19 protein-coding genes, 1 tRNA gene and 1 pseudogene are annotated in these 18,508 nt (G+C 68.9%); 3 read left to right on the forward strand and 18 right to left on the reverse strand.

The features are described from left to right. Nucleotides 1-10: 10 nt before the first annotated feature. The gene (locus OXI49_17585; GenBank protein MDE2692313.1) at nucleotides 11-1,132 is read left to right on the forward strand and encodes an AAA family ATPase; all 1,122 of its coding nucleotides are present in this window, start codon (nucleotides 11-13) and stop codon (nucleotides 1,130-1,132) included. Nucleotides 1,133-1,175: 43 nt separating this feature from the next. On the opposite strand, the gene OXI49_17590 is transcribed toward OXI49_17585, so the two are convergent. Genes OXI49_17590 through OXI49_17600 form a run of 3 tightly spaced genes read right to left on the reverse strand, consistent with a single transcriptional unit; the run spans nucleotide 1,176 to nucleotide 2,628 of the window. Further along, a complete protein-coding gene (locus OXI49_17590; GenBank protein MDE2692314.1) occupies nucleotides 1,176-1,946 on the reverse strand; it encodes a protein phosphatase 2C domain-containing protein in 771 nt (256 codons plus the stop codon). Next, a complete protein-coding gene (locus OXI49_17595; protein MDE2692315.1) occupies nucleotides 1,943-2,338 on the reverse strand; it encodes a PIN domain-containing protein in 396 nt (131 codons plus the stop codon). The genes OXI49_17590 and OXI49_17595 overlap by 4 nt, the downstream gene beginning before the upstream one ends. After that, the gene (locus OXI49_17600) at nucleotides 2,335-2,628 is read right to left on the reverse strand and encodes a type II toxin-antitoxin system Phd/YefM family antitoxin (GenBank protein ID MDE2692316.1); all 294 of its coding nucleotides are present in this window, start codon (nucleotides 2,626-2,628) and stop codon (nucleotides 2,335-2,337) included. Before OXI49_17600 ends, OXI49_17595 begins: the two co-directional genes overlap by 4 nt. 63 nt (nucleotides 2,629-2,691) lie before the next feature. On the opposite strand from OXI49_17600, the gene ftcD reads away from it, so the two are divergent. Further along, the gene (ftcD, locus tag OXI49_17605) at nucleotides 2,692-3,573 is read left to right on the forward strand and encodes a glutamate formimidoyltransferase (GenBank protein MDE2692317.1); all 882 of its coding nucleotides are present in this window, start codon (nucleotides 2,692-2,694) and stop codon (nucleotides 3,571-3,573) included. On the opposite strand, the gene OXI49_17610 is transcribed toward ftcD, so the two are convergent. The 8 genes from OXI49_17610 to OXI49_17645 form a co-directional block, all read right to left on the reverse strand. After that, nucleotides 3,523-4,920 carry a Mur ligase family protein gene (locus tag OXI49_17610; protein MDE2692318.1) on the reverse strand — a complete coding sequence of 466 codons (1,398 nt, stop codon included), beginning with the start codon at nucleotides 4,918-4,920 and terminating at the stop codon, nucleotides 3,523-3,525. The two genes, ftcD and OXI49_17610, sit on opposite strands and share 51 nt — an antisense overlap. Before the next feature lie 101 nt (nucleotides 4,921-5,021). Next, nucleotides 5,022-5,858 (reverse strand): ribonuclease PH, encoded by an 837-nt coding sequence (gene rph / locus OXI49_17615; GenBank protein ID MDE2692319.1) that lies wholly within the window; start codon nucleotides 5,856-5,858, stop codon nucleotides 5,022-5,024. Next, nucleotides 5,855-6,688 carry a glutamate racemase gene (gene murI, locus OXI49_17620; protein MDE2692320.1) on the reverse strand — a complete coding sequence of 278 codons (834 nt, stop codon included), beginning with the start codon at nucleotides 6,686-6,688 and terminating at the stop codon, nucleotides 5,855-5,857. The genes rph and murI overlap by 4 nt, the downstream gene beginning before the upstream one ends. A gap of 3 nt (nucleotides 6,689-6,691) precedes the next feature. Beyond that, the gene (locus OXI49_17625; GenBank protein MDE2692321.1) at nucleotides 6,692-7,300 is read right to left on the reverse strand and encodes a GerMN domain-containing protein; all 609 of its coding nucleotides are present in this window, start codon (nucleotides 7,298-7,300) and stop codon (nucleotides 6,692-6,694) included. Next, on the reverse strand, nucleotides 7,297-9,024 hold the full coding sequence (locus OXI49_17630) for an N-acetylmuramoyl-L-alanine amidase (protein ID MDE2692322.1): 1,728 nt from the start codon (nucleotides 9,022-9,024) through the stop codon (nucleotides 7,297-7,299). Before OXI49_17630 ends, OXI49_17625 begins: the two co-directional genes overlap by 4 nt. 71 nt (nucleotides 9,025-9,095) lie before the next feature. Then, nucleotides 9,096-9,171 (reverse strand) — tRNA-Glu (locus tag OXI49_17635). A gap of 43 nt (nucleotides 9,172-9,214) precedes the next feature. After that, entirely contained in the window at nucleotides 9,215-10,054 is an 840-nt protein-coding gene (locus OXI49_17640; GenBank protein ID MDE2692323.1) for a hypothetical protein, read from the reverse strand. A gap of 21 nt (nucleotides 10,055-10,075) precedes the next feature. Then, a complete protein-coding gene (locus OXI49_17645; protein MDE2692324.1) occupies nucleotides 10,076-11,602 on the reverse strand; it encodes an arylsulfatase in 1,527 nt (508 codons plus the stop codon). A gap of 68 nt (nucleotides 11,603-11,670) precedes the next feature. On the opposite strand from OXI49_17645, the gene OXI49_17650 reads away from it, so the two are divergent. After that, the gene (locus OXI49_17650; protein MDE2692325.1) at nucleotides 11,671-12,642 is read left to right on the forward strand and encodes a VOC family protein; all 972 of its coding nucleotides are present in this window, start codon (nucleotides 11,671-11,673) and stop codon (nucleotides 12,640-12,642) included. Between the two features lie 23 nt (nucleotides 12,643-12,665). On the opposite strand, the gene OXI49_17655 is transcribed toward OXI49_17650, so the two are convergent. The 7 genes and pseudogenes from OXI49_17655 to OXI49_17685 all read right to left on the reverse strand — a co-directional run bounded on the left by OXI49_17655 (nucleotide 12,666) and on the right by OXI49_17685 (nucleotide 18,500). Continuing rightward, nucleotides 12,666-12,881, reverse strand: a complete 216-nt coding sequence (locus tag OXI49_17655; GenBank protein ID MDE2692326.1) for a DUF2783 domain-containing protein — start codon at nucleotides 12,879-12,881, stop codon at nucleotides 12,666-12,668. Next, entirely contained in the window at nucleotides 12,878-14,566 is a 1,689-nt protein-coding gene (locus OXI49_17660; GenBank protein ID MDE2692327.1) for an FAD-dependent oxidoreductase, read from the reverse strand. The genes OXI49_17655 and OXI49_17660 overlap by 4 nt, the downstream gene beginning before the upstream one ends. Then, entirely contained in the window at nucleotides 14,563-15,513 is a 951-nt protein-coding gene (locus OXI49_17665; protein ID MDE2692328.1) for an MBL fold metallo-hydrolase, read from the reverse strand. The genes OXI49_17660 and OXI49_17665 overlap by 4 nt, the downstream gene beginning before the upstream one ends. Further along, nucleotides 15,513-16,856: a homogentisate 1,2-dioxygenase gene (gene hmgA, locus OXI49_17670; protein ID MDE2692329.1), complete on the reverse strand. Its 1,344-nt coding sequence runs from the start codon at nucleotides 16,854-16,856 to the stop codon at nucleotides 15,513-15,515. Before hmgA ends, OXI49_17665 begins: the two co-directional genes overlap by 1 nt. Nucleotides 16,857-16,913: 57 nt before the next feature. Next, nucleotides 16,914-17,603 (reverse strand): glutathione S-transferase family protein, encoded by a 690-nt coding sequence (locus OXI49_17675; GenBank protein ID MDE2692330.1) that lies wholly within the window; start codon nucleotides 17,601-17,603, stop codon nucleotides 16,914-16,916. 45 nt (nucleotides 17,604-17,648) lie between these two features. Further along, nucleotides 17,649-18,089 carry a protein-disulfide reductase DsbD family protein gene (locus OXI49_17680; GenBank protein MDE2692331.1) on the reverse strand — a complete coding sequence of 147 codons (441 nt, stop codon included), beginning with the start codon at nucleotides 18,087-18,089 and terminating at the stop codon, nucleotides 17,649-17,651. A gap of 135 nt (nucleotides 18,090-18,224) precedes the next feature. Next, nucleotides 18,225-18,500: pseudogene (locus OXI49_17685) on the reverse strand (redoxin domain-containing protein). Between the last annotated feature and the right edge of the window lie 8 nt (nucleotides 18,501-18,508).

Consider the following 18,508-nt stretch of genomic DNA (forward strand, 5'->3'; position numbering starts at 1 on the left):
CTCGCGTGCCGTGGCGACCGCAACCAGGTACCTGGCGGATCAGATCGAGCGAGACCTCGAGCGGAAGATGGTCTTCGTCGCCGGCCCCCGGCAGGTCGGCAAGACGACGCTGGCTCGCAGCCTGCCCGGCGCCGACGACGGCTACCTCAACTGGGACGTCGCCGAGGATCGCGAGCACATTCTGAGACGCGAACTCCCGATCGCCGATCTCTGGGTCTTCGACGAGATCCACAAGTACCGGGACTGGCGGAACTACCTCAAGGGGCTGTACGACGCGCGGGGCGCCGCAGAGCGTCGGATCCTCGTGGTCGGAAGCGCCCGGCTCGACGCCTACCGGTTCGGCGGCGACTCGCTCCAGGGCCGCTTCCATCTCCTCCGCCTGCACCCACTGTCCGCCGCCGAACTCGAGCTGCGAACGGCCGGCGAACTCCGGGATCTGTTGCTGCTCGGCGGCTTCCCCGAGCCCTACTTCGGCGGCAGCGAAGTCGAGGCCCGCAGGTGGTCCCGCGAGCACCGCACGCTGCTGATCCGCGAGGAGGTGACGAGCCTGGAACGCATTCAGGACCTCGGCCGGCTCGAACTACTGATGCTCCGTCTCCCGGAACTGGTCGGCTCGCCGCTCTCGATCAACGCGGTCCGTGAGGATCTGCAGGTAAGCCACAAGGCAGTCGCCGACTGGCTGGGAGCGTTCGAGCGGCTCTACGCGATCTTCCGGCTGTCACCCTTCGGCGCCCCGACGATCCGGGCGGTCAAGAAGCAGCAGAAGCACTACCACGTCGACTGGACCGTCGTGCCGGCGGACGCGCCACGCTTCGAGAACCTGATCGCCTGCCACCTGCTCAAGTGGGTGCATCATCAGCAGGACACCCAGGGTCTCGACCTGGAGCTTCGCTACTTCCGCGACACGGACGGCCGCGAAGTCGACTTCATCGTCACCGACCGCCGGCAGCCTGTGCTCAGCGTCGAATGCAAGTGGGCAGACGGGCGGCTCGACAAGAGCCTCCGCTACTTCAAGGTCCGGTTCCCGGACTGCGAGGCGTGGCAGGTGTCGGCCACGGGGACGAAGGACTTCGTAACGCCCGAGGGCATCCGGGTTGCGCCGGCCCTGGAGTTGCTGGGCCGGCTGGTGTAGCGCGGGCCTTGCGGCCCGGACGTCAGGGAGGGACCTCGCGGGCCTAGTCCGTTGGCGCAGGTGGGCACACGACCACGACCGTCGCGTTGTCCTGCCAGGAAAGCGCCCGCTGCTCGATCCGCCGGATGATTGCGGCGGCGATCCGCGACGCTCCCGCCGACCGGTGGTCGCCGCAAATCGCCGCGACCTCTCTGTCGGAAAGCGCCTCAATGCCGTCGCTGGCGAGAACAACGACATCCCCGGCGGCGAGGTTGACCGCGCCCTCCGCCACCTCGTCGAGTGGCAGGCCCATCACCGCGCTCGTGATTGCGGCGCGTTCCGGGTGAAGGGCGGCGTGCGTTGCGCTGATCTCGCCGCGCGCGGCCCGGGCGTCGAGTTCGCGGCCGTAGGTGTGGAGCGGGTTAACACGCTCCAGGTCGCCGGCGCGCCAGTGGAAGATGAACGAATCGCCGACGCTGAGCCAGCGGAAACGGTCCCTGAAGAACAACGCAGCCACCAGGGTGGTACCCATGCCTCGAAGGGACGGATCGGCCTCGATCGCACGCGCCACCTCGCCGTTCGCGTTGGCGAGCGCGAAACGCAGGCGCTCAGCGGGCGGCTCCGGGATCAGCGCGTAGCTGCCGACGAAGCTACGGATCGTCATCCGGCTCGCCCGGTCGCCGGCCGGCATTCCGCCCAAACCGTCGGCGACCGCCACGAGTAGCAGCTCTTCGTCCGAACCGTCGTCGGACACGGGGCGGACGCTCCACGCGTCTTCCTGGCGTTTGCGCGCGCCGATCATGGTGGCCGCCGCGTAGTGGCGGCCTTCGATCACGCTTCTCCGAGGTCCAGGACCGGGATCTCCATCGCTCTGGCGGCTTCCGCCATGCGACGGTCGTAGGTAGCTAGCTCCACGCCTTGGCGTTGCCCTCGAAAGTAGTCAAGCGACGCCAGGTGCAGGGCGTCCAGTGTGCGAACCGGCGCCGGGAAGGCGCCCAACGCCCGGGTCAGTATGACCGGAGACAGTTCCAGCAGCGCGATCTGGCCGATCGCCTCCTCGGCGGCCTCGCCGTGGGTTTCTGCCCGTCCCCGGGCGTGAAGACGGTTCCAGACTTCGTACTCGACCAATCGGCTCGCCACGAGGCTCTCAGCCCAAAGATGTTCAGGTAGCCGCCGAATCTCCGCAAAGAGGTGCGCCAGCACGACCGAGGAGTCGATGTAGATCACCGGTCTTGCCGATCCGCTTCCAGATCCTGCAGCAGCTCATCCAACGACATGATGGGTGGCGGCTTCACCGGCGGCCCTGCTCCCTTCATGGCCGGCGGCGTCAACAGGCCCTTGCGCACGGCATCGGCCAGCAGCGCGTCGGCAATGAAGGGGCTGCGCTCTTCGCGCGGCGGCACGATCTCGGCGACTACGCGGTCTCTATCCGTAACCAGGATCGTCTCGCCCGCTGCAGCCATTCGCACATACCGGCTGAGCCGGTTGTTCAGCGTCTTGAGTCCCACAGATCTCATGGCGCAGAAATGTAGCTTCCGGTGGCCACCTTCGTCAAGGTCAGGCCGCGTTAGCCTGACCGCATGGTCCGCCTGGAGTGCGTCCCGAACATCAGCGAGGGCCGGCGCCGCGATGTCATCGACGCCTGTGTGGAGGCGGCTTCGACGACTGGGGTGTTGGTGCTCGACGTGTCTTCGGACCCCGACCACAACCGGACGGTTCTGACGTTGCTGGGCGAGGGCGGCGATCTGGTGCGGTCCGTGACGGCGTTGGCGGCAGCGGCGATCGAGCGCATCGATGTGGCCGAACACTCGGGTGTTCATCCGTTTCTCGGCGCGGTCGACGTGGCACCGTTCGTGCCCCTGGAGGCGGGACAGATGCCCGCGGCCGTTGACGCCGCGCTGCGCGCCGCGGACGAGTTGGCCGCGCTCGGCCTGCCGGTGTTCCTCTACGGCGAGGCCTCCTCGACACCGTCGCGAGCCGTTCTTGCCGACCATCGCCGCGGCGGTCTCGCGCGACTCGGCGAGCGGATGGCGAGCGGCGAGTGGCTGCCGGACCGCGGCCCGAACCGGCTGCACACGACCGCCGGCGCGGTGTGCGTCGGCGCCAGGCCACCACTGGTCGCCTTCAACCTGTTGCTCGACACGGACCAGATCGCCGCGGCGAAACGGATCGCGTCGGCGCTGCGCGAGTCAGGCGGCGGCTTGCCGGGCGTGCGCGCGCTCGGCTTCTTCCTTGAGAGTCGCGGGCAGGCCCAGGTCAGCGTGAACCTGACGGACTGCGACCGAACGTCGCTACTCGACGTCGTCCGGAGAGCCGACGAGCTGGCAGCCGCGGCTAGCGTACGCGTCGTCGAGACGGAGTTGGTCGGGCTGGCGCCGCGCCGTGTCGTGCCGGCGGGAGGCGCGGCGGCGCTAAGGCTGCCCGCGCTTTCCGACCAGCAGATCCTGGAGAGCCATCTGTAGACGGCGGGGCATGCCGTCGAAGGACCCCGACGACATCGTGACCAGGACGTCGCCGGGCCGGGCCTCCCCGAGGACCGCCGCGGCCAGTTCGTCGTTCGAGCTGCAGGCGGTGGCCGCCGCACCGAGGCGTTCGATCTCGGCCGCCACCTCCTCCGGGTCGAACCCCTCCTCGCCCAGCCGCTCGCGGTGGAACACGGGCGCCAGGAACACGCGGTCGGCCGAGGCCAGCGACGCCGCCAGGTCGGCCGCGAACTGCCGCCTGCCCGCACTCAGGCTTCGCGGCTCGAACAAAGCGACCAGCCGGCGGCCCGGAAAGCGCTGCCGGAGCGCCGCGAGGGAGGCCGCGACCTCCGAGGCATGGTGGGCGAAGTCGTCGATGACGATCACCCCTGCGGCCTCGCCGATCACCTCGAGCCGCCGCTTGACGCCCCGGAAGCTGGCGAGCGCTTCCAGGACGGCGTCCCGCTCCAGTCCGTCGGCGCGAGCCGCCGCCCACACCGCCATCGCGTTCAGCGCGTTGTGCTCGCCCCATACGCCGAGGTCGACCCGCTGTCGCCGGCCCTCTTCCTCCAGTTCGAACGAGATCCCGCGCTCGCTGCTCTCGACGGGGCCTTCAAGCCGGATATCGCCCGCCCCGGCACCGTAGGTCACGACCCGGCACGGGCTCGCCGGCAAGAGTCGTTCCACCGTCGGATAGTCGGCACAGGCGACCAGCAACCCGGTCGGCGGCAGGCGCTCGACGAGATCGAGGAAGACCCGCTTCAGCCCCTCGAAGTCGGGATAGAGATCGACGTGGTCGTGCTCCAGGCTGGTCAGGATCACGGTCTCCGGCCGGTAGTGCCAGAACTTCGGTCCGCGATCGAAGTAGGAGGCGTTGTACTCGTCGCCCTCGATCGCGAAGCGCGAACCGCCGCCGAGAGCGAACCCCGAGGCCAGACCGATCGGCGCGCCGCCGATGAGATAGCCCGGATCGGCGCCGGCGCGAGAGTAGACCCAGGCCGCCATCGCCGTCGTCGTCGTCTTGCCGTGACTGCCGGCGACGACCAGCGGCCGGCGGTCGCGGAGGACGAATCGGTCGAGCGCTTCGGGCATCGACAGCCGCGGCAGGCCGAGTTCCTCCGTCGCGACGGCCTCCGGGTTCGTCCGCGGCACCGCGTTGCCGACGATCACCAGGTCCGGCCGGGGCTCGAGGTGGGCCGGGTCGTAGCCGACCAGCGGCTCGATGCCCGCGTCGGCGAGGATGTCGCTGGTCGGCGGGTAGAGGGGCCCATCCGAGCCTCGCACCTGATGGCCCAGCTCCCGGAGCAGGCAGGCCAGCGGCGCCATGCCGGTGCCGCCGATCGCGATCAGGTGGATGTCCAGAGTGGCTCCGCTAGCGGCAAGGACGACCAGAGGCCGGCGCTGCGCGCCGGATGCCGGCGGGGGCGCCGGCGCACCCAGTCCCGGAGCTAGTCACGGGGAGGCCGCTTCCAGATGCTGGCCTCGTCCTTCGCCTTGGCCGGACCGCTTCGGCGGCGCTCGAGCGCCTCTTCCATCTCAGCAAGGCGCGGAGCCAGACAACGCTGCTGCAGCTCGGTCAGCTCGGCGATCCCGGCCAGCGCAAGGTCGAGAAGACCGTCGAACTCGGGTCGTGTGAACACGCGGCCCTCCGCGGTGCCCTGAACCTCGATCAGGTCACCCTCGCCGGTCGACACCACGTTCAGGTCGACCTGGGCGTCCCGGTCCTCGACGTACTCCAGGTCGAGCAGCAACTCGTCCTGGCAGATCCCGACCGAGACCGCGGCCACCGAATGGACGATGGGCCACTTCTTCAGGTCGCCCTCGAGCAGCATCCTGGCCAGCGCCGCGACGGTCGCCACATAGGCGCCGGTGATCGAGGCGGTGCGGGTGCCGCCGTCGGCCTGGATGACGTCGCAGTCGACCGCGATCGTGACCTCCGGGAGCTTCCTGAGGTTGACCGCCGACCGGAGCGAACGACCGATCAGCCGCTGGATCTCCGCCGTGCGCCCCGAAGGTCGCCCGCGCGACACCTCCCGCCTCGAGCGGGTCAGGGTCGCCCGCGGCAGCATCGCGTACTCCGCGGTCAGCCAGCCCTGCCCCTTGCCGATCAGAAAGGGCGGCACCCGCCGTTCCACGCTGGCGGAGCAGAGCACCCTGGTGTCGCCGCACCCGATCAGCGCCGAACCCTCGGCGAACTTCATCGCGTCGAGTTCGATCGTCACCGGCCGCAGGGCGGAAGGCGACCTGTCGCCGCTCCGGCTGAAACCGCCGCCTCGATTCGTCACGATGTCTCGACCTCCCTGGTTTCGGTTCCCGGCTCGTCCACGTCGATCCACTCGAGCGTCGCCGACTCGCCGAGGATCCGCTCGGCAAGTCTGGCAAATCGCGGACCAGCGTCAGTGGCGAAGAGTCTCACACTTGCCGGTCCGCGCCCGGCGCCGTCGGTCCAGCCTCCGGCGCGCAGTTCCCGTTCCACCAGGGCGCCGGTCGAGGCGGCGGAGTCGACCAGGGTCACCTCCGGGCCGCACACTCGCTCCAGCACGCCGCGCAGCAGCGGATAGTGGGTGCAGCCGAGCAGCAGCGTGTCTATCCCCTCGGCCAGCAGCGGTTCGAGATAGCGGGCCACGATGCGCCCGGTGATCTCGTCCTCCTCCCAACCTTCCTCGACCAGCGGAACGAGCAGCGGGCAGGCCCGCTGACTGACGCGGAGGCGCGGGTCGAGGCGGCGGATCGCCTCTTCGTAGGCGCCCGACCGCACCGTCGACTCGGTGGCGATGACGCCGATGTGCCGGCTCGCCGCCGCCACCGCGGCCGAGGCGCCCGGCTCCAGCACGCCCCAGTGCGGCGCCCGCACGACGAGGTCGTCGAGCGCCATCGCCGAGGCCGTGTTGCAGGCCACGACCAGAGCGTCGACCTGCCGGCGCTCCAGGAAGTCGACGTTCGTCTGGGAGTAGCGGAGCACCGTTCGCCGCGACTTGGTCCCGTAGGGCAGACGCGCGGTGTCGCCGAGATAGAGGATGGCGGCGCCGGGCAGGCGGCGCCGGAGCGCCGCGACCACGGTCAGGCCGCCGACGCCCGAGTCGAAGACGCCGATCAGGGGCTGTGCTCCGCGCATCGCTCAGAGGTCCGCGGAAGGCTCCACGTTTCGGTCGAGGTCTGGCAGCAGCGGCCGGCTCGTGTCGACGTGGCCGGCGAAGGTCAGGCGCTGTTCGCCGTTCCACATCAGCACGACGCGCTCGATGCCCAGGTTGCTCGCGGTCAGACTGTTCACCAGGCTGTAGACCGCGAGCAGTTCATCGCGCAACCCCATCGCCGGGCGCTCGAAGCCCAGCGCGGAGCCGGTCCGCGCGACGGTCAGGTCGACGTAGGCGACGCCGTTGACCAGGTCGAAGGCCTGCAGCCTGACGGAGGGCGGCAGCACGGGGAAGATCTCGTCGTCCAGCGGGTCGCCGCCGACCGGAGCCGTACCGGGACCGTCGATCAGGGCCTGGACGATCGCCGCCGCCGTCTCCTCGACGCTGCCGGCGGCCGGGATCGCCCGCGGCTCGCAACGGAGCAATCCGTCGGCCGCCGGGAAGCAGAGAATCGCGAAGAAGTCCTCGCCCTCCGGGACGAGTTCCACTTCGCCGTCGAGGTCGCCGTCCAGGTCGCCGCCGCCGCAGGCGCCAAGCAACACGAGCAGCACGACGGCGGCCAGGGGCCAGCGGTTGGAGAGCAGCCGTCTCACGATCGCGTCCCGTCGGCGGTCGTCTCCGCGGCACCGGACATGACGCCCCGGAAGAGCCGGATCGCCCGGCCGATCGCCTCGAAGACCTCACGGCCACGCGGTCCGTCGAAGACCGGCGTCTTCACTTCCTCGACTTCCTCGTACCCGAACTCGATCAGTACCGCCGGCATCGACGCCCCGGTCAACACCCGCAGCGGCGCGCGCTGGAAGCCCCGGTTCCGCAGGCCGAGGACGTCGCTGACCTGGGTCTGGATCAGCCGCGCCAGCAGCGCGCTCCGCTCGAGCTCCGCATCGTGGACCCGGTCCCAGGGTTCGAGCGGCGGGATCACGATCGGCGGCTCCTCTTCCGCCGGTTCCGCCTCGAGGTCGCCGAGCTCCTCGTCCTCGAAGGTCTCCGGCTCCCGATCTCGTCGCGGTTCGTCCTCGGCGACCTTGGGACCGGCTCCGTCTTCCGACTCGGTCGCCTCCTCATCGAGCGACGCCGGAGGCGGATCGAGAACCCAGGTCTGAAACGCGCTTCCCGGCATGGCCGCCGCGGCGGCGCCCACGTGCAGCGACACGAACAGGTCCGCTTCGTACTGGTTGGCCAGGGAGGTCCGGTTCTCCAGCGTGACCGTACTGTCACCGTTGCGGGTCAGCACCACCCGCGCCCCCAGTTCGAACTCCAGATAGGACCTGAGCGCCTCGGCGATCCCGAGCGCGAGGTTCTTCTCGCTCTCGCCGAACGGAGCCCGCACGCCGTTGTCCGTCCCGCCATGCCCCGGGTCGAGGACGATCCGGAACTCGCGCCGTTCCTCCTGCGCGCGCGACGTCGCGCGCGGCTGAAGTCCGGGCCGGCGCCGCGTGATGTCGAAGACGAGCTGGACCCGCGGGGGACGGCCCAGGAGGTACGGCTCGGACGCCTCGGCGAGAGGCGCCAGACCGACGTCGACCGAGCGCTCACGCACTTCGATCCAGCGCACGAGGGGATCGTTCAACCGCACCCGGCGGCGCGGCTCCAGGACCCCGCTCAGCAGCCGCAGCCGCACGCCCGCGCGGTAGCGCTCGACCTGGAAGCGAGGCCGGTTGGAAAACGTCACGACCAGTGTCGTCGCGCCCAGGTCGTGGACACGGTCCACCTCGACGTCGAGGCGGCGTTCGCCCGTCCTGTCGACGCGAAGCAGGCCCCGCCGCCGGTCGAAGTCGAAGCGGTAGCCGAGGGTTTCCGGATACGCCCGCGCCAGCGCGTCGACCGGCACGAACAGCTTGCGCGGCTCGATCGGCTCAGGGGGCAACTCGGGCTCTTCCTCTTCCGGCTCGGGATCTTCCTCCTCGCCGTCTTCCTCCTCCTCTTCGTCGGGGTACTCCGGCTCTGGCTCGATCCAGGGCCTGATCGACAGGCTGTGGACCTCGTCGTCGACCACGACCGTCCTGCTCAGGGGTCCGAGCACGACCACCCGCCCCGCTACGCGCAGCGTGTGCGCCTCGCCGAGCGGTCCCCTCTCGAGGTCCCCTCCAAGCACCTCGACCACGGTACCCAGCGCGACCAGCGGCCCGGAGGAAGAGCGGGCCCAGCGCAGTGGCTCGGAGTCACGGCCGACGACGATCGTCCCCGCCTCGTGGGAGAGGATCTCCGTCTCCGGCTCGTCGTCCCTCTGCGCCGACGCCGGCGCGAGCGGCAGGAGCCCCAGGGCCGCTGCCAGCAGTCCGGAGGCACACCAGAAGATGCCGCGTCGGAGAGACACTACGGCAACCTAACACCACCGCGGGGAGCCCTGATTCCGGGCCCGCCGGGGCGAACCACCCACACGCGCGCTGGTAGCCCGTACGGGATTCGAACCCGTGTTACTGGCGTGAGAGGCCAGCGTCCTAGACCCCTAGACGAACGGGCCACGCGTGCGCAGGGCCGCGCAATTTAGCACAGCGTGCCCGTGGTCAGGGCGCCTCGGACGAAGCACTGCTGACGGCAACCTGCGTGTCAGGATTCAGGTCCTGATTGGGGTCGACGAGATGACCACCCGGGAAGCTGACCGAGACCGCCGGGGCGGACGTATCGAGGCACAGAAGGTGGTTGTTGTCGTTGTCGCCCAGATCCGCGAGCGCCGCCGGGACGATCTCGTCGGTCGAGCCGTCCGTGCGCTCCACGGCCACGCGATAGAGGACGCGCTCGGCGTCGCCAGCATCGGCGCCATCCGGCCGTCGTATGCCGCCGGCCCAGGTCGCCCGGATCACCTGCCGGATGCCTTGCGGACACGTCGACCCACGGCTCTCCGTTGACCATCGGTCCTCGGGTACCACCTCCGCGAGCACGAGAGAGGGCCCGGCATCCAGCGGCGTGACGTCCGTCTCCGTTCCGCGGAAGTTCACCGGATCACCCGTTGCTCCATCCGAGAACAGGTCGCCGACCACGAGCACTCTCGCCGGTGGGTCGTCCGCCGCGTCGCCGAACTCACCGATGAGGAGTACGGTCCTGAGTTCGCCTGGATCGCTGGCCGGCCGGAGGGTTGAGCAGATGGGAGTGCGTTCAGACCCGGACCGCGTGACGATCCGGAAGTCCTCGGCCTGCAGGGTTTCCGCGTCCACGGTATGGGACAGCACGATCGGCATGCCGTCCTGCCCGGATGCGCCTTGGCAGAGGACGTTCGCCACGCCCGGCAGGGCGTTGTCCAACCCGAAGAAGGCCGACAGCGGGCGCGCCGTTTCGCCGTTCGCGGCCTGCGCGACAGGCATCATCGCTGCCAGGCACCCTGCAACAAGGTAGAGAAACGTCTTCATGCGCTACCCACGCGGATCAGCTTACTCCGCAAACCGCCACCTCTCCGGCGCCACGAAACCGTCGCGGTCCTCCCAGAAGATCGGTACGTGCTCCTCGGGCTGCAGCGCACGGAAAGCAAGCGCCTTCCCGATCAGACGCTCGGCGATTTCCGGGTGCTCGGCTGACAGGTCGTGCTGCTCGCCGGGGTCGTCGCCCAGGTGAAAGAGCATGGCCTGGGACTCGGCGAGCGCCGTGCGGTCGAGCGGCTCCGGGCCAATGACGATCAGCTTCCAGTCGCCTTCCATCGCCATGAGCTGCTCGCGCTCGCTGCTCAACTGGCCGCAGTAGGAGTAGAAGTCGCGGTCGCCGGCGACCTCGCCGCCGCGAAGCGCAGGCAGGGCATCGCGGCCGTCCAGTTCAAGGTCGGGGCGATCCGAAGCGGCCGCGGCCTCCATAAGCGTCGGCATGACGTCGAGGTAGTTGAGCGGCGCGGAGACGGCGCCGCCGCCGCTCACCCCGCCGGCGGTCCAGCGGGCCGCCGCAGCTACGCGGATTCCCCCTTCGAAGACGTTGCCCTTGGAGCCACGGAATGGGCGGTTGTCGCCGATGCCCGTGTCGCCGCCGTTGTCCGAGAAGAACCAGACCAGGGTGTCGTCGGCCACGCCCGCTTCGTCCAGGGCATCGAGGATGCGACCGATGCCGACATCCATCGCGTGGACCATCGCGCCGGTGATCCTCCGGTTGCGGAGCCGGCCTTCCACGTCTTCGAGGCGCGCCCGGCTCATGGCGTGACCGCCGAACCACTCGTACTTCTCCGGCGGCACGCCCGCGCCGACGACCGCCTCGATCGGCACCGACTCGAGGTCCTCATAGAGCGGCAGATCCTCTTCCTTCGCCTGGAAGGGTGAGTGCGGCGCGTTGTAGGGCACGAACAGGAAGAAGGGTGCCTCGCCGGCGGCGTGCTCGCGGACGAAGCGCACCGCATGCTCGGAGATCAGATCCGTGCTGTAGCCAGGCTCGTTCACCGACTCGTCGTCGTGAAACCAGTCGACCTCGCCGTAGCGCTCGTGCGTGAAGTAGTCGAAGCCCCAGCCGAGGTGGCCGACGAAGCGCGTGAAGCCGCGCTCCAGGGGGTGGTACTCCCGGCGCGACAGGCCAAGATGCCACTTCCCGACGAGGCCGCGGTGCTCGTAGCCGGCCTCGGCGAGCACCTGCGGCACGATCACAGCCTCGGGATCGAGACCGTAGTCGTGGTACCCCATGACGACGCCGCGCATCATGCCGTAGCGAATCGGATGTCTGCCGGTCATCAGGCCGGCGCGCGTCGGCGAGCAGATGGGCGCCACGTAGAAGCGATCGAGCCTGACGCCCTCCGTGGCGATGCGGTCGATGTTGGGGGTGGCGATCTCGCCGCCGTTGAAGCTGACGTCACGCCAGCCCAGGTCGTCGGCGACGATGAGCACGACGTTGGGCGGCTGCCGCGCCTCCGGCGCCTCGATCTCCTCGCCCGGCGCACAGCCGAGCAGGACGATCGTCATGAGCAGGTTCCACTGCTTCGCCTTCGTCACCAATCCGTTCCTTCGTGGGGTCGGTTTGGAGCATACTCAGTCACGGTCCCAATCCAGGAGAACGAACGATGAGCACAGCCTCCCTCGCCTACCTCGGAGTCCGCTCGGACAAGCTCGACGACTGGAACGACTTCGCCTGCAACCTCCTCGGCATGCAGCAGGTCGACCGGGGCGGCAAGTCCCTGTCCTACCGGATGGACGACTTCGAGCAGCGCCTGCTGGTCTCGGACGAACCGGGCGACACGCTCTCCTTCATGGGCTGGGAGGTCGCCGGAGAGAACGATCTCGAGAGCTTCGCCACGAAGCTCGACGCGGCCGGCGTCGAGGTGGAATGGGGAAGCTCCGAACTCGCCGACCGGCGCTTCGCCGAGCGGCTTATCGTCTGCCACGACCCGGACGGAAACCGCGTAGAGCTGGTGTGGAATCCGATGCGCACGAGCGAGCCGTTCCTGCCGGGCAGGACGATCTCGGGCTTCAAGACGGGTCCGCTGGGCATGGGCCACGCGGTCCTGCACGTCACCGACATCGAGAAGCAACTGGCCTTCTACCGCGACCTGCTGGGCTTCGAACTCAGCGACTTCGGCAACATGCCGGTCCCCATCCACTTCCTGCACGTCAACGGGCGCCACCACAGCCTGGCGATGATCGCCTCCGGACAGAAGGGCTTCCACCACTTCATGGTCGAGTTCCAATCGCTGGACGATGTCGGACAGGGCTACGACCTGGCGGGAGCGACGGACGACCGGGTGGGCTTCACCCTCGGTCGCCACACCAACGACTTCATGACGTCCTTCTACGCGAGGACTCCCTCCGGCTTCTTCGTGGAGAACGGCTGGGGCGGCCGGATCATTGACCCGGCGACCTGGCAGCCCGTCGAGATCTTCGACGGCCCGAGCCTCTGGGGTCACGACTGGGTCGACCTGCCGGACGAAGCCAGGGCCATGGCGCTCAGCCAACGGATCGACCTCGCCTCGCGCGGCGTTCAGTCACCGCCCTTCATCGATTGCCCGTGGCTGTTCGAGCAGGTGGCGAAGACGTAGCCCGGTGGAGACGCAGGTCGCGATCATGGCTCGGGCTTGGATCCGAGGACTACCTGGGCCGCCACCTGCATCGCCTCGCGCAGCACCTCGTGATCGCCGATGTGGTTGGCCAGCAGCAGGATCAGACTGACGTTCAGCGCGTCGCTCTCGTCCCTCGAGCAGCCCTGGTGAAGATCAAGGAATTCCTCGTAGAAGCTGTCGCTATCGGGGATGTTGGCTTTGTTCTGGAGTCGGGTCATGGGTCGTCTGTCTCCCTCGCCCTCGCGCGCCGAAAAGCGTCGGCGATCCGCTCGGGGTCGTAGTCGGTGAAGCGCGCGGCGACGTGCTGGTCGGGGCGGAGAAGATACAGGGCGCCGGGAGCATCGCCCAGGTACCTTTCGTTCAGCAGGGGGTGCCTTCCGGCCGGCTGGCTGACGACTTCCAGGCCGGGCTCGTCGTCCGGAACATCGATGCCCAGCGCGGCAGAAGATCCAGAAGCCGGCGCTTCGCGCCGGATGCGGGCGGGGACGCCGGCGCACCCAGTTTCTGCCGCGCAGTTGCCCAGGGCCAGAAGCTGGAAGCGGTCGCCCAGCCGCGCCAGCAGCCAGCCGTCGCCGAGCGGCGCGTCGACCGCGGGCGAGCCGGGCCGCGTCCGCGCGGGAAGACCGTCCGTGTCCGGGCTCTGGAGGGGCGAGTCGAGATACACGTGGGGCAACGACAGCCGTCCCGAGTTCACCAGGGGCCGCGCCATGGGCTGGGTCTCCGCGAGGTTCAGGACCGCGTCCCGGAACAGTCGGCTGGTCTCCGACTTCGGACTGATGAAGTCCGTCGAGCGCGTCGAGTTCAGGATGTTCTCGTCGGCCGCCGGTACGCGCTCGGCGTCGTAACTGTCGAGGAGCGAATCCGGCGAACGGCCGCGGAGGACGCGCTCGAGCTTCCACACCAGGTTGTCGACGTCCTGGATGCCGCTGTTGGCTCCGCGTGCGCCGAACGGCGAAACCTGGTGGGCCGCGTCGCCGGCGAAGAGCACGCGGCCGTGGCGGAAGCGGTCGATCCGCGCGCACTGGAAGGTGTAGACCGAGATCCACTCGAGCTCGAACTCGACGTCATCGCCGAGCATCTGGCGCAACCGCGGAACGACGTTCTCCGGACGCTGCTCCTCCTCCCTGTCGACGCCCCGCCCGAGCTGCAGGTCGATCCGCCACAGACCCTCCGGCTGCTTGTGGAGCAGGGCCGACTGGCCCCGGTTGAACGGCGGATCGAACCAGAACCAGCGCTCCGTCGGAAAGTCGGCCTTCATTGTGACGTCGGCGATGAGGAAGTTGTCCTCGAACGCCCGGCCCGCGAACTCGAGCCCCAGCTCGCGGCGCACGGTCGAGCCGGCCCCGTCGCACGCCACGACCCACTCGGCCTCCAGCCGGTACGGACCTTCCGGGGTCTCGACGGTCAGGAGCACGCTGGCAGCGGCGGGTTCGACCTTCGTCACCCGGCTGCCTCCCCGCAGCTCGACGGGACGGCCCTCCGACTGGAGATCGCGGAGGCGCCCCACCAGGAGTTCCTCGAGGCGATACTGCTGCAGGTTGATGAAGGCGGGCCGCCGGTGCCCTTCCTCCGCCAGGAGATCGAACTCGTAGATGCAGCGATCGCGGAAGAAGACCTTGCCGCGGCTCCAGGTCACCCCGCGATCGACGATCTCGTCGCCGCAGCCGAGGCGGTCGAGGATCTCCAGCGTCCGCTTGGCGAAACAGATGGCGCGCGAGCCGTAGCTGACCCGGTCGTTCTCGTCGAGCAGCACCACGGGGATGTCGCGCCGCGCCAGGTCGATGGCGGCCGCCAGACCGGCCGGACCCGCACCGACGACGACCACCGGGTGACGGGCCGGCATGGAAGCGTCCTGGTCGGGACTCCGCTCGTAGGGGTAGAGCGGAGTCTCGAAGGTCCTCAATCCTGCAGCGCCGCCCACATCTCGAGGTCGCGCTGCGCGGTCCAGATGCGCGGCGTGTCGATCCCCCGCGCCTCGTCGTATGCCCGCGCGACGTTGAAGGGCAGGCAGTGCTCGTAGATCGCGTAGTCGGAGAACTTCGGATCGCAGACCGCCCGCGTGGCCTCGAAGGCCTCCTTGAGCGTCCCGCCCCGAGCGGCGACCCGCGCTGTCGGCTTGTAAGTCGAGTCGACGAAGTCGCGCGTGCTCTCGATCGCCTCGACCACCATTCGCTCTCCGACCAGCGCGTCGCCGCGGCCGGGCGCGATCGCGCTCGGCCGGAAGGAGGCGATCCGGTCGAGCGTCCCGCCCCAGTCGAGGAAGTGCCCGTCGCCGCAGTAGCAGGCCGAGTGGTACTCCACGATGTCGCCGGTGAAGAGCACCTGCTCGTCCGGCACCCGGATGACGGCGTCGCCGGCGGTGTGGGCGCGGCCCACCTGGAGGATGTCGACCCGGCGCTTGCCGAGGTAGACCGTCATCCGGCCCGAGAAGGTCGTGGTCGGCCAGGTCAGGCCGGGGATCGACTCGTGCCCTTCGAACAGGCGCGGCATGCGCTGGAACTCGCTGTCCCAGTCCTCCTGGCCGCGCTCGGCGACCATCGAGCGGGCGGCGTCGGACATGATGACCTGCTGCGCGTCGAAGGCCGACGCCCCGAGCACCCGCACCGCGTGGTAGTGCGTGAGGACCAGGTGCGTGATCGGCTTGTCGGTCACGGAGCGCACCTTCTCGATCACCTTGTTCGCGAGCAGCGGCGTCGCCTGCGCCTCGACCACCATGACGCAGTCGTCGCCGATGATCACGCCGGAGTTGGGGTCGCCCTCCGCCGTGAAGGCCCAAAGCCCCTCGCCGACCTCGGTGAAGCTGATCTGCTTCTCGGCGAGGTCCCCCGCCGACGCGAACGCCCTTGCCATCAGCCGTCGCTCGGGTCGAAGCGCTTCTCGAGCCCCGTCCAGCAGTCGGTGTAGTCGTCCTGGAGCGGCGCCTCCCGGGCCGCGAACTCGGTCAGGTGCTGCGGGAAGCGGGTCTCGAACATGAAGCTCATCGTGTTCTCGAGCTTCTTCGGCGCCAGTTCGGCGGATGTCGCGGCCTCGAAGGCGTCGGCGTCGGGCCCGTGGGGCAGCATCATGTTGTGCAGCGACAGGCCGCCCGGCACGAAGCCCTCCGGCTTGGCGTCGTAGATGCCGTAGATGTTGCCCATCAGCTCCGACATGATGTTCTTGTGGTACCAGGGCGGCCGGAAGGTGTGCTCCGCGACGCTCCAGCGATCGCGGAAGAGCACGAAGTCGATGTTGGCGGTGCCGGGCACACCCGACGGCGCGGTCAGGACCGTGAAGATCGACGGATCGGGGTGGTCGAAGAGGATCGCGCCGACCGGCGCGAAGGCCTCCAGGCCGTACTTCGAAGGCGCGTAGTTGCCGTGCCAGGCGACGATGTCGAGCGGCGACTGCCCGATGTCGGACGCATGGAAACGGCCGCACCACTTGACCACCAGCCGTGACGGGACCTCGCGATCCTCGAACGCCGCGACGGGCGTCTTGAAGTCGCGGGGATTGGCGAGGCAGTTGGCACCGATCGGCCCGCGGTTGGGCAGCCGGAACTTCGCGCCGTAGTTCTCGCACACGAAGCCCCGGGCCGGGCCCTCGGCGACCTCCACGCGAAAGACCATGCCGCGAGGCAGGATCGCGATCTCGCGCGGCTCGAGGTCGATCCGGCCGAGTTCCGTCCAGAAGACAAGCCGTCCCTCCTGGGGCACGACGAGCAGTTCCGAGTCGGCCGAGTAGAAGTACTCGTCGACCATGCTCTCCGTGGCCAGATAGACGTGGGCGGCCATCCCGACCTGGGTGTTCACGTCGCCGGCGGTCGTCATCGTGCGCATGCCGGTCAGGAAAGTCAGCGCCTCCGCCGTGTGGGGCACCGGATCCCAGCGGTACTGGCCGAGCGAGACGACGTCGTCGACGATGTGGGGCGCCGAACGCCAGTACGGCAGGTCGATGCTCCGAAAGCGCGACGTGTGCCTGACCGAAGGGCGGATGCGGTAGCACCAGGTGCGCTCGTTCTCGCCCTGGGGCGCCGTGAACGGGGTGCCCGAGAGCTGTTCGGCATAGAGGCCGTAGGCGCAACGCTGCGGGCTGTTCTGGCCCTGCGGCAGCGCGCCCGGCAGCGCTTCGGTCTCGAAGTCATTGCCGAACCCGGGCATGTAGCCCGGTGTCGTCCCGCAGGGGGTTTCGGCCTGGACGATCCGGCGTCCCGTCATGGGTCGAGCGCTCCCTCTCGCCGTACTTCGGCTACAGGGATTCTAGCTACTCGCCAATCAAGCCGCGCTCAGATCGACGGGCTCCTGCTTCACGATCTTCCGACAGATCGTGAGGCAAGGCAGAAAGCTGTCCCGCCCCGTCAAGCGCTCGACGAGACCGGCCACACCGGGCCACCGCGACGCGTCGAGCGGCCCGGCGACGAACTCGAACTGGGCGATCTGACACGCGAGCGAGATGTCCGCGATCGTGAGCGCGTCTCCAACCAGGAACGGTCCGTCACCGACTTCGCCCTCGAGATAGTCCAGACGCCGCGGAAGCCGTTCCTCATACGTCTTCCTGGCCGTGTCCACATCGGGCTCCTCGCCCATGAACCGTTTGAACTGGATCGGGCGGAAGATCCCGAGGCCGATCGCCATCGCCAGCTCGGTGTCGCAGTACTCCTCCAGCCAGACGGCGCGGCCGCGTTCGTAGGGATCCGCAGGATAGAACGCGGGCTCCGGGAACTTCTGCTCGATGTAGGCGCAGATCGCGGACGAATCGGGGATCGTGCCCGCCGGGCCTTCCTCGCCCACGTCCGTATCGCGCAACACCGGAATGCGGCGCGCCGGACTGATCTCCTTGAACCAGTCGGGCATCGGCATGATGTTGACGCTCTCGAGCTCGAAAGGCGCCCCCTTCTCACGTAGCAGGGCATCCGCCTTCCGAACGAAGGGAGAGAGGTGGGCTCCGTAGAGGATCAGGCTCATCTTGACTGCCCCGGCGTCGAGTCGGAGGTGGTAGTTGAGCGGCGGCTATCTGCGACGACCCGGCATCACCAGCGGTTCGATCGGCGCCTTGAGCACGACCGTCTCTTCCTTCGGCACGTAGCAGACCGTCTCGCTGCAGGCCTGGTAGACCACGTCGACCGGAATCTCGATCTCGGTCGGCTTGTCCTGAATCGGCCAGTTGAGAATCTCGGCGTTCAGGGCGATCGGGATCGCAATGTCGATCGTGCCTTCCTCGTAGACGTTGAGCGTCACGTCGAGCTGGGGGAACTCGCGCTCGGACGTCGCCGGGTAGACCGGCTCGCCTGTTCTCACGCCCTTGGTCGGCACGACGGTCGCCGTGGACGCGATGAAGCCGTCCGGCAGGGGGTCCGCGTAGATGTGGTAGCCGTCGGCGACCTCGAACCGCACGTGGAGCGTGCTCCTGTACTCGAACTTGAGCGCCTCGTCGGCGAGGAAGACAGACACTTCGACGTGCTCGTCGCCCAGTTCGGCAGCGGGAACCTCGTGCTTGGCGAGGATGCGGCCGATCGCGCTGTCGCGAATCGTCCCGGCCGAAGTGCGCGTCGCGTAGTGGCGGTGGAAGAACTTCTCCGTCACCTGGCCGTCACGGTCCGTGACGTAGACGCCCGGGAAGGGAATCCCGTAGAACCCCTTCTGCGTCGCCCGGTTGAGCACGTCCGCCTCGGGATCGATCGTCGTGTTCAGAATGCCGAAGCGCTTGATGACCGCGGAGTCGGCATCGGAGAGCAGGTCGTAGGTGACGTCCCGATCCTCCGCGAAGGCCTTCAACTGCTCCTGCGTGTCGTAGCTGATGCCGTAGACCTTGATGTCCTCGGCGTCGAAGAGTTCCAGGTTGTCTTGCAGCTCGACCAGCTGCGTGCGGC

Source organism: Acidobacteriota bacterium, assembly GCA_028875725.1.
Lineage (GTDB): Bacteria > Acidobacteriota > Thermoanaerobaculia > Multivoradales > Multivoraceae > Multivorans.

What these genes read in the sequence shown, in the direction of transcription:
- ftcD (MDE2692317.1), top strand. Translation starts at nt 2,692, where the DNA reads ATGGTCCGCCTGGAGTGCGTCCCGAACATCAGCGAGGGCCGGCGCCGC.
- OXI49_17640 (MDE2692323.1), bottom strand. Translation starts at nt 10,054, where the DNA reads ATGAAGACGTTTCTCTACCTTGTTGCAGGGTGCCTGGCAGCGATGATG.
- OXI49_17650 (MDE2692325.1), top strand. Translation starts at nt 11,671, where the DNA reads ATGAGCACAGCCTCCCTCGCCTACCTCGGAGTCCGCTCGGACAAGCTC.
- OXI49_17665 (MDE2692328.1), bottom strand. Translation starts at nt 15,513, where the DNA reads ATGGCAAGGGCGTTCGCGTCGGCGGGGGACCTCGCCGAGAAGCAGATC.
- OXI49_17655 (MDE2692326.1), bottom strand. Translation starts at nt 12,881, where the DNA reads ATGACCCGACTCCAGAACAAAGCCAACATCCCCGATAGCGACAGCTTC.
- OXI49_17600 (MDE2692316.1), bottom strand. Translation starts at nt 2,628, where the DNA reads ATGAGATCTGTGGGACTCAAGACGCTGAACAACCGGCTCAGCCGGTAT.
- hmgA (MDE2692329.1), bottom strand. Translation starts at nt 16,856, where the DNA reads ATGACGGGACGCCGGATCGTCCAGGCCGAAACCCCCTGCGGGACGACA.
- OXI49_17675 (MDE2692330.1), bottom strand. Translation starts at nt 17,603, where the DNA reads ATGAGCCTGATCCTCTACGGAGCCCACCTCTCTCCCTTCGTTCGGAAG.
- murI (MDE2692320.1), bottom strand. Translation starts at nt 6,688, where the DNA reads ATGCGCGGAGCACAGCCCCTGATCGGCGTCTTCGACTCGGGCGTCGGC.